This is a genomic window from Streptomyces sp. NPDC059668, from assembly GCF_042734135.1.
Classification (GTDB): Bacteria; Actinomycetota; Actinomycetes; order Streptomycetales; family Streptomycetaceae; genus Streptomyces.
Genome location: NZ_JBHWEL010000115.1, coordinates 11236 through 20675, shown reverse-complemented (window position 1 = coordinate 20675; position 9440 = coordinate 11236). Strand labels below are relative to the sequence as shown.

At 71.5% G+C, this 9440-nt stretch carries 6 protein-coding genes and 1 pseudogene; 4 read left to right on the top strand and 3 right to left on the bottom strand.

Translation table 11 applies throughout. The annotated features are described in order from the left end of the window. Positions 1–165: 165 nt before the first annotated feature. From ACFV2J_RS40690 to ACFV2J_RS40680, 3 genes and pseudogenes are all read right to left on the bottom strand, one after another. Positions 166–1248: a sugar phosphate nucleotidyltransferase gene (locus ACFV2J_RS40690; protein ID WP_385085261.1), complete on the bottom strand. Its 1083-nt coding sequence runs from the start codon at positions 1246–1248 to the stop codon at positions 166–168. Positions 1249–1426: 178 nt separating this feature from the next. Further along, positions 1427–2599 carry a peptidoglycan recognition protein gene (locus ACFV2J_RS40685; RefSeq protein WP_385443518.1) on the bottom strand — a complete coding sequence of 391 codons (1173 nt, stop codon included), beginning with the start codon at positions 2597–2599 and terminating at the stop codon, positions 1427–1429. Positions 2600–2711: 112 nt separating this feature from the next. Beyond that, a pseudogene (locus ACFV2J_RS40680) lies at positions 2712–2966 on the bottom strand (N-acetylmuramoyl-L-alanine amidase); the annotation flags it as partial. A 110-nt stretch (positions 2967–3076) separates the two neighbouring features. Between ACFV2J_RS40680 and ACFV2J_RS40675 the strand changes: the two are divergent. From ACFV2J_RS40675 to ACFV2J_RS40660, 4 genes are all read left to right on the top strand, one after another. Next, positions 3077–3832, top strand: coding sequence for a TIGR03089 family protein (locus ACFV2J_RS40675; RefSeq protein ID WP_385085265.1), 756 nt, complete (start codon positions 3077–3079; stop codon positions 3830–3832). A gap of 443 nt (positions 3833–4275) precedes the next feature. Beyond that, positions 4276–5595: an LCP family protein gene (locus tag ACFV2J_RS40670; RefSeq protein ID WP_385085267.1), complete on the top strand. Its 1320-nt coding sequence runs from the start codon at positions 4276–4278 to the stop codon at positions 5593–5595. A gap of 246 nt (positions 5596–5841) precedes the next feature. Next, on the top strand, positions 5842–7590 hold the full coding sequence (locus ACFV2J_RS40665; RefSeq protein ID WP_385085269.1) for an LCP family protein: 1749 nt from the start codon (positions 5842–5844) through the stop codon (positions 7588–7590). Between the two features lie 79 nt (positions 7591–7669). Then, entirely contained in the window at positions 7670–9337 is a 1668-nt protein-coding gene (locus ACFV2J_RS40660; RefSeq protein WP_385085271.1) for an LCP family protein, read from the top strand. The last annotated feature ends 103 nt before the right edge of the window (positions 9338–9440 follow it).

Here is a 9440-nt window from a genome sequence, read left to right as displayed (position 1 = left end):
CGCCCGAAGGGCTCGTCCTCAAAAGCCCGACGGGCTGAAGATGCGGGCCCGCGCTGGAGATGCGGGCGCGCGCCGATGGTTCCGGCGCGGCGAAGGGGACCGGCCCGCGCCGGAGGGTTCTGGCGCGGCGAGGCGGGCCGGCCCGCGCCGGAGGGTTCCGGGTGGTTACTGGTCCGAGGAGAAGCGGAGCGCTCCCGCCGGGATGTGGGCCTCGCACCAGATGCGTACGCCCTCGCGGAGTTCGTTGTCCGGGCCGATCACCGCGCCGTCGCCGACGACCGTGCCGGACAGGACGGTGCGTTCGCCGATGCGGGCGTGGGCTCCGACGAGGGAGTCGGTGATGATCGCGCCGGGTTCGACGACGGCGCCGGACAGGATGGTGCTGCCCGTGACGCGCGCGCCCTCCCCGACCTGCGCGCCCTCGCCCACGACCGTGCCGCCGGTGAGTTTGGCGTCCGGGGCGACCCGGGCCGTGGGCAGGACCAGACGGTCGCCGCAGCGGCCGGGGACGGCCGGTGAGGGGGCGCGGCCGAGGACCAGGTCCGCGGAGCCGCGTACGAAGGCCTGGGGGGTGCCCAGGTCCAGCCAGTAGGTCGAGTCCACCATGCCCTGGAGGTGCGCCCCGGTGGCCAGCAGCTCCGGGAAGGTCTCCCGCTCCACGGAGACCGGGCGGCCGGCGGGGATCGAGTCGATGACGGAGCGACGGAAGACGTACGCCCCCGCGTTGATCTGGTCGGTGACGATCTCCGCGGGCGTCTGGGGCTTCTCCAGGAAGGCCGTCACCCGGCCCGAGGGGTCCGTCGGGACCAGGCCGTACGCGCGGGGGTCCTCGACCCGGGTCAGGTGCAGGGACACGTCCGCGCGCGACGACTCGTGCGTCGCGACGAGCGCCTGGATGTCCAGCCCCGTCAGGATGTCACCGTTGAAGATCAGGACCGGTTCGTCCGGGCCCGAGTGGAGGCGTGCGGCGACGTTGCGGATCGCGCCGCCCGTGCCGAGGGGCTCCTCCTCGGTGACGTACTCGATGTGGAGACCCAGCGCCGAGCCGTCACCGAAGTACGGCTCGAAGACCTCCGCCAGGTAGGAGGTCGCGAGGACGATGTGCTCGACGCCCGCCGCTCTCGCCCGCGCCAGCTGGTGCGTGAGGAAGGGCACCCCGGCCGCCGGAACCATCGGCTTGGGGGTGTTCACCGTGAGCGGGCGCAGCCGGGTGCCTCTGCCACCGACCAGGAGGATCGCTTCTGTCACCTGTCGTCTCTGCTTCCTGCCGGGACCGGCCGAAGGGTGTTCCGGCCGGTCAGTGTATGCAGTCCGTTCGATGGCGCCTTCGACGGCGGTGGGGTGTCCTCGGCGGTCGGGCACGACGTCCGGGCCGGACGCGGCCGGCTCCGTCGGACGGGGGACTCCGCGATGGCCTCCAGCCCTCTCAGCGGCCCTGGTACCGGGCCGCGGTCGTCCGGGCCGAGCCGAGCTTGCCGTAGAGGAGCCGCCCTGGGCACTCCGTGGCGAACCCGTCCCGATGGCCGGAGATCACGTTGAGTCGTACGTTCTTGCCTTTTCGGTAGAGATTGCCACCGCCGGACTTCAGGTATGTCTTGCCGCGGGGATTGACTCCGTAGAGACCGAGCTTCCATGCCGTGAGCCGCGCGACGGCCCTCAGCGCGGCAGCGGCCGGCCTCGTGTCGGCGAAGGTGCCGAGGACGGCGATCCCCATGGTGTCGCTGTTGAAACCGAGGGTGTGGGCGCCCATGACGGGCTTGGCCACGCCCCCGGCCCGGCCTTCGTAGACGGTTCCGCACTTGTCGACGAGGAAGTTGTAGCCGATGTCACGCCAGCCGCTGCTCTTGACGTGGTAGCGGTAGATACTGCGGATGACCGAAGAGGCTTGCGAGCAGCGGTAGTTGTTGCCGGAGGCCGTGTGGTGCACGAAGGCGGCCTTCACCATTTTGGTGTACACGAGACCGCGCTCGCGCAGTCCCTCGTCCGCGCCCCAGCCGCGGCGGGTGACGATGCGCGGGCGCGCGCCGATGTACGGCTTCGCACGCGGCTCGCCCTGGTGGGCGGCGAGATACTCGCGCTCGGTGCGGGCCTTGGAGAGGGCCGGGATCGCGGTGGCGCCGAGCGGCGCGAGCGCGGCGTCGGCGGCGGACGCCTCGTGGGCGGCGGTCGTGGCGGCCATGGCCGCGTCCAGGGCGGTGGTCACGGAGTCCGTCCCGGCGTTCCACCCGGTGGAGCGACCGCTCGCCGTCGGCCCCCTCCCGGACGAGGACCCCCCGTCGGGGTCGACGAGTTCGAGGTGCATGCCCCTGGGGAGCGGCGACTCTCCGGCGGAGGTCGACCGTTCGTCCACCGCCGCCTGGACGCGTACCTCGACGCCGTCGGAGTTCCCGACCCACAGCGGCGCCGTGGAGCCGCGCACCCGGCCCGAGCCGCGCTCGGCGGTGTCGGGGTCGGCGCCGTGCTCGTGGTTGTGCGTCTCGATGTCCTGCCAGCCGGTCCAGTGGCGGGTGCCGTGGGAGCGGGTACGGACCTGGACACGGCCGCGCAGTTCGGTGGGGGGGGGGGGGGGGCGGCGCCCCCCCCCCCCCCCCCCACACAACCACACCCCACGGCCCCCCGCCCCAGGGGGGCGCGGGGGGGGGGGGGGGGGGGGGGGGCGCCCCCCCCCCCCCCCGCCGGGCGGGGGGGGGGGGGGGGCCCCCCCCCCCCCCCCCGACGCGCGAGCACGACCGTACGGCCCGCCTGGCGACGCCCTGTTCGGGCGCGGCGGGTCCGAGGGCGCGGCCGTCGCCGAGCGGGACGAGCGGGAGGGATTGGGTGCTGCCCGGGACGGCGGGCTCGGTCCTCGCCGCCTGGGGTCCGGCCTGTGCCGGGGCGGACAGGGCCAGCGGAAGGGCGAGAGCGGCCGCGCAGGTGACGCCGACCGAGGAAGCAAGGAATCCACGCATGCCCCTGATCGTGGACATAGGCGTACATATCTGTCCATTGGGGATGTGACGGACCGTCTGCTGCGCTCGGCCGAACCGGTGGCACGTCCGGGCCGTCCCGGGCGCGGGGCCCGCGTACGCTTCTGCGCGTGAACGCCATCGATCGCACCCCCGCCGACCTGCTGCGATCCGCGCTCGCCGCGGACCCCGCACGCCCGCTGGTGACCTTCTACGACGACGCCACGGGTGAACGTGTCGAATTGTCCGTGGCCACCTTCGCCAATTGGGTGGCCAAGACCGCCAACCTCCTCCAGGGCGAGCTGTCCGCCGGACCCGGCGACCGGCTGGCGCTGCTGCTGCCCGCGCACTGGCAGACGGCGGTGTGGCTGCTGGCCTGTTCGTCGGTGGGGGTGGTCGCGGACGTGGGCGGTGATCCCGCCGCGGCCGACCTCGTGGTCAGCGGGCCGGACACCCTGGAGGCGGCCCGCGCCTGCTCCGGGGAGCGGATCGCGCTCGCGCTGCGGCCGCTCGGCGGGCGCTTCCCGCAGACACCGGCGGGCTTCACCGACTACGCGGTGGAGGTGCCCGGCCAGGGGGACCGTTTCGCGCCGTACGCGGCGGTGGATCCGGAGGAGCCGGCTCTGATCGTCGCCGGGGCGGAGTACACGGGGGCCGAGGTCGTGGAGCGGGCCAGGTCCGGCGCGCCCGCGCTCGGGCTGACGGGGCCCGGCTCACGCATCCTGTCGGGGCTCGCGTACGACACCTGGGAGGGGCTGAGCGCGGGGCTGTACGCGCCGCTGTCGACCGGGGCGTCCGTGGTGCTGTGCCGGCATCTCCAGGCGCTGGACGAGGACGGGCTGGCGAAGCGGGTGGAGAGTGAGCGGGTGACCGCGACGGCTCGCTAGCGGGGGCCTTGCCGGGGGGGGGCGGGGGGGCGGGAGGGGGAGCGGGCCGGACTGTTCGGTGCGGGTCGTGTGGGGCTGGGCGCGCCGTTCCCCGCGCCCCTTACAGGGCACGGCCCGTGCAGGCCGCAGGCTGCGTGCGGGTCGTATGTGGGTGGGCGCGCCGTTCCCCGCGCCCCTAACGGGGCACGCCCATGCAGGCCGCAGGCTGCGTGCGGGTCGTATGTGGGTGGGCGCGCCGTTCCCCGCGCCCCCTGCGGGGCACGGCCCGTGCAGGCCGCAGGCTGGGTGCGGGGCGTGTGGGGGTGGGCGCGTCGTTTCTCGCGCTCCTTGGGGGGTGTCGCCCGTTCGGGCTATCAGCGGCCTGCCTCCGGGGGGCGTACGGGCCATGGTCGTAGGAACACCGCGGCACGACACGCCCGTACGCCTGGAGGGGGTTCCCCGACGTGACCGACAGCGCAGGGCCGGGAGCGGGGGCGTCGGCCACCGGTACCGGGCTCGCTCGGCGGCGTCGGCGGTTGTGGCTGCGCAACACGTCCCTGGGCGTCAGCGTCTTCCTGCTGGCCGCGAGCGGGGCCGGCTGGGCGGTGTACGAGAAGCTGAACGGGAACATCACGGCGGACGACGACGCGGCAGCCGAGCTCGCCCGGTACGAGAAGGAGCGGCCCACCGCGCTGGTGCGGGGCGCGCAGAACATCCTGCTGATCGGATCGGACTCGCGCTCGGGCAAGGGGAACCGGAAGTACGGCCGCGACTCCGGGACCGAGCGCTCCGACACCACGATCCTGCTGCACCTGGCCGCGAACCGGCACAGCGCGACCGCCGTCTCGCTGCCCCGCGACCTGATGGTGCACCTGCCGGACTGCCGCCGCCCGGACGGCACCCGCAGCAGACCGGTGTTCGCGGCGTTCAACTCCGCCTTCGAGGTGGGCGGTTCGGCCTGCACGATCCGGACCGTCGAGAAGCTCACCGACATCCGCGTCGACCACCACATGGTCGTCGACTTCCACGGCTTCAAGGACATGGTCGACGCGGTCGACGGTGTCCAGGTCTGTCTGAAGCAGCCCATCGACGACAAGGACGCCAAGCTGAGGCTGCCCGCGGGCGAGGTGACACTCGACGGCGAACAGGCCCTCGGCTACGTGCGCGCCCGCAAGAGCATCGGCAACGGCAGCGACACCGACCGGATGGACCGCCAGCAGCGGTTCCTGGGCGCGCTCGTCAACAAGGTCCGCAGCAACGACGTCCTGCTGAATCCGACGAAGCTCTATCCCGTCCTCGACGCGGCCACGTCCTCGCTCACCACGGACCCCGCCCTGGCGAGCCTGCGCGGGCTCTACCAGCTGGTGCGCGGCATGCGCGACATTCCCGTGGAACAGGTGCAATTCCTGACGGTGCCCCGGACCTCGTACGCGTACAACGCCAATCGCGATCAACTCGTCGAGCCCGAGGCGGCACAACTCTTCGCCCGGCTCCGTTCGGACACGCCGGTGGCGGTCGCCAAGGCGCTTCCGAAGGGGTCTCCCGGGGGCCTTCCCGGTGATTCCGGGATGAGGAGCGGGAATACGGCAACGGGCCGTCCCGGCCCGGCCCGGAACTCGTTCGGGGGGCGCGATGAAGGCGCGTACGACTTCGCATTCGACTACGAAGAGCAGTCGGCCGGCGACGGGAAGTGGCGGGGCGAACAGGCACTCTCCCCCGCCGGCACCCCTCCCCCCGCGCCGACTTTCCGGGGGAACACGGCAGCCGAGGACGCCTGCGGGTAAAGCGTGCGCCAAGGACGGGAACTGCTGAGCTAAGAAGTCCCTGAGAAATAGGGCGGATTGCCCAGTTGTAGGCGAGTGGAATTTGTCACCGCCGTCGCTCGGCACTGATCTGGGCAGATAGTGTGAGCGATCCGGTGCACCCGGCCACGAGGTCCGTCCTGGAGGTCGCGCACTGTTTGACCGAGAGACCCGAGCGCCTTGAGGGGGAAGGGCGCCGCGTGGCCCCGACGGAGGATTCAGACAACCGTGGACGCGCAAGGCCGTGGGCGGGCGGACAATATCGATCCCGCAGACCAATGGGTGCTCAACCCGAACACCGGTGAATACGAACTGCGACTGACCGCATCCGCACCGCAGTCGTCGGTCCCGAGACCGCGTCGCGGCAACCCCGCGCCGACGGGGGCGGGAACGAGGTCGGGACAGCGTGCGCGTACGGCACCGGAGCGCGACAGTCCCGCGCCGCCCGGCACCGACGTGCCGGGGCCGCGGAGACGCCGTGGCGCTCCGCCCGAGCCGCCGCCGGGCCGCCGCCGGACGAAGAAGCCCAAGAAGTCGAAGGCGAAGAAGATCCTGCTGTGGACCGGCGGTTCGATGGCCTTCGTGCTGGTGGCCGTGTCGGCCGCGGCGTACCTCTACCTCAAGCACCTCGAGGGCAACGTCAGCACCACGGACGTCGGTAGCGCGGGCAAGCAGGGCTTCAGCAAGGACGAGGCCTTCAACGTCCTGATCATCGGCACCGACAAGCGCACCGGCAAGGGCAACGAGGGCTACGGCGACGCGAACAGCGTCGGGCACGCCGACACCAACATCCTGCTGCATGTCTCCAAGGACCGGACGAACGCGACCGCGTTGAGCATCCCGCGCGACCTGATCGCGAACGTCCCGGACTGCCCGACCAAGCAGCCCGACGGCAGCACCAAGGTCGTCCCGGGCACGGATAACGTCCGCTTCAACATCAGCCTGGGCCAGGACGGCCGCGACCCGGGCTGCACCATGCGCACGGTGACGAAGCTCACCGGCATCCCGGTGGATCACTTCATGATGGCGGACTTCAACGCGGTGAAGACACTGACGACGGCGGTGGACGGCGTCGACGTCTGTCTCGCGCACCCCGTGAACGACAAGGACTCGCACCTCAAACTGCCCGCGGGCAAGAGCAAGGTCGAGGGCGAGCAGGCGCTGGCGTTCGTCCGTACCCGCCACAGCTGGGGCAACCAGGGCGACCTGGACCGCATCAAGGTGCAGCAGCAGTTCCTGGGCTCCCTCATGCGCAAGATGAGCTCCAGCGACACCCTCACCAACCCCACCAAGCTGATCAGCCTGGCCGAGGCGGCCACCAAGGCACTCACGGTGGACACGGGCATCGGAAAGGTCAGCACCCTCAAGGACGTGGCGCTGGAGCTGAAGAAGGTGCCGACGAAGAACATCAGCTTCATGACGGTGCCTGTGCTCGACAACCCCGCCGACGGCAAGTACCACAAGACGGTCATCGTCAATCCGGCGGCGGCCCCCGACGTCTTCGACGCGATCAAGAACGACGTCTCCTTCACCGAGGTGAAGAAGAAGGAGAAGGCGGCGAAGGACGCCGAGGCGGCCCGCCTCAAGGGCACCAAGTCCGCGGCCTCCGAGGTGCGGGTGCGGATCCTCAACGGCGGGGCGGCCGGCGGCTCCGCTCAGCTGACCCTCGCCTGGCTGCAGAACTCCGAGGGCGTACAGAAGTCCGAGAACGCGGGCAACGCCCCCGCTGTACTGAGCAAGACCACGCTCGAGTACGCGCCCGACCAGGCGGCACAGGCACGCAAGCTGGCCGAGATCATGGGGCTGTCCGGATCCGCGCTGAAGCCCGGCAAGAGCGTGACCAACTCCCAGGGGCTGCCCGCGATGACGTTGACCCTGGGCAAGGACTTCAAGGGCGCGGGCCAACCGCTCACCGCCCCGACGAAGGCGCCGGAGGTCGACAAGTCCACGGCGGACAAGGTGAAGTGCGCCTCGTAGGTAACCCAACGGGTCCGTCGTGCGTCTAACCGGGCGCGGGGCGGACCCGTGTCAGGCGCAGGGTGGGGAGGGCAGGGAGATGGCGCAGAGCGATGTACGTGGGGAGGGAACGCGACCACGTGTCCGGCAGGCAGGTCAACTGGGCTGGGACGAGAGTCTCTACGACGGGGACGGCAATCCGGCCGGGAAGGACGGCGACGGGCCGGCTGCCGGAGCGCGTGAACGGAGCCCGCAGGGGGGCGGCGGAGGGGGCGGGGGGCGCCCGCGTCGCAGACGTCGTGTGCTGCGCTGGTCCGCCAGCGTCCTGGCGGTACTGATACTCGGCACCGCGGGAGCGGGCTACCTGTACTACCAGCACCTGAATTCCAACATCAAGAAGGACGCCCTGAACCTCGGCGACGAGAAGGACAGGGCCGCCCGGTCCAGGGCCAACTCGGCGGGACAGACTCCGCTGAACATCCTGCTGATCGGCTCGGACGCCCGGGACACCAAGGAGAACCAGCAGCTCGGCGGCGCGCGGGACACCTTCGGCGGAGTGCCCCTGGCGGACGTCCAGATGCTGCTGCACGTCTCCGCCGACCGCACCAACATGTCCGTGGTGAGCATGCCGCGCGACACCCTGCTGCAGATTCCCAAGTGCACGGACCCGGCCAGCGGGAAGGTCTACCAGGCCACCATCGGACGGCTGATGACCAACGAGACGCTGGGCCGCGGCGGCCCCGGCTGCACGGTGGCCACCTGGGAGAAGCTCACCGACATCCACATCGACCACTTCATGAAGATCGACTTCTCGGGTGTGGTCTCGATGGCGGACGCGATCGGCGGCGTCCCGGTCTGTGTGGACGCCAACATCTACTCCAAGGACAGCGCGGGCCACGGCTCGGGCCTGAAGCTGGAGGAAGGCACCCACCCGGTCAAGGGCAAGCAGGCCCTGGCGTGGCTGCGGACCCGCTACGGCTTCGAGGACGGCAGCGACATCGCTCGCGCCAAGGCGCAGCACATGTACATGAACTCGATGGTCCGCCAGCTGCGTGAGAACGCGACGCTCAGCAACCCGAACAAGCTGCGCATGCTCGCCGAGACGGCCACCGACGCGCTCACCGTCGACGACGGTCTGGGTACCGTCAAGAAGCTCTTCGACCTCGGCAACGAGCTGAAGAAGGTGCCGTCGAACCGCATCACCATGACGACGATGCCGTTCCGGTACGTCGGAGCGCGCGTGGAGCCCACCGCCGACGCGGCGAAGCTGTTCCGGCTGGTGCGCGAGGACATCGCGCTGGACGGCAAGGACAAGAAGAAGACCGAGGAGACGGTCTCGAAGGACCCGGCGGCCGCGGACGACCAGATCGGGGTACTGGTGCAGAACGGCACCCGCACCTCCACCCTGGCCGCGGTCCACGGGCGCGCGAGCACCGTGGCCCAGCGGCTCGTCGGCAAGGGGTTCACCAAGGCGGCGGCCGACACCTCGACGGCGGTGTCCGAGGCCACCACGGTGATCCGCTATCCGAGCGCCGACCTCGCGGGCGACGCCCAGCGGGTCGCCAAGTCCCTCGGTATCCCGTCGAGTGCGGTGGAGAAGTCGACCGACGTCTCCGGTGTCACGCTGGTCGTGGGCGCCGACTGGCGGGAAGGGGCCGCGTACAAGGCGGCGGCCGACGACGACAGGACCCCCAAGTCCGCCGACGCGCTCAACGGGGCCGACACCAAGGCCTGCATGCACGTGAACCCGGGCTACACCTGGTCGTAGGACGCGCGGCGCCGCGGACGCGGAACGAACAGAGGGTCCGCCCCCCGGGGGGAGGGGGGGGCCCCCCCGTTTGTGTTCTGTGCCCCGGCGGCCCCGCGGCGCG

Bases quoted from the DNA above. Each gene is read 5' to 3' on its own strand.
- ACFV2J_RS40660 (WP_385085271.1), top strand. From the start codon at position 7,670: ATGGCGCAGAGCGATGTACGTGGGGAGGGAACGCGACCACGTGTCCGG.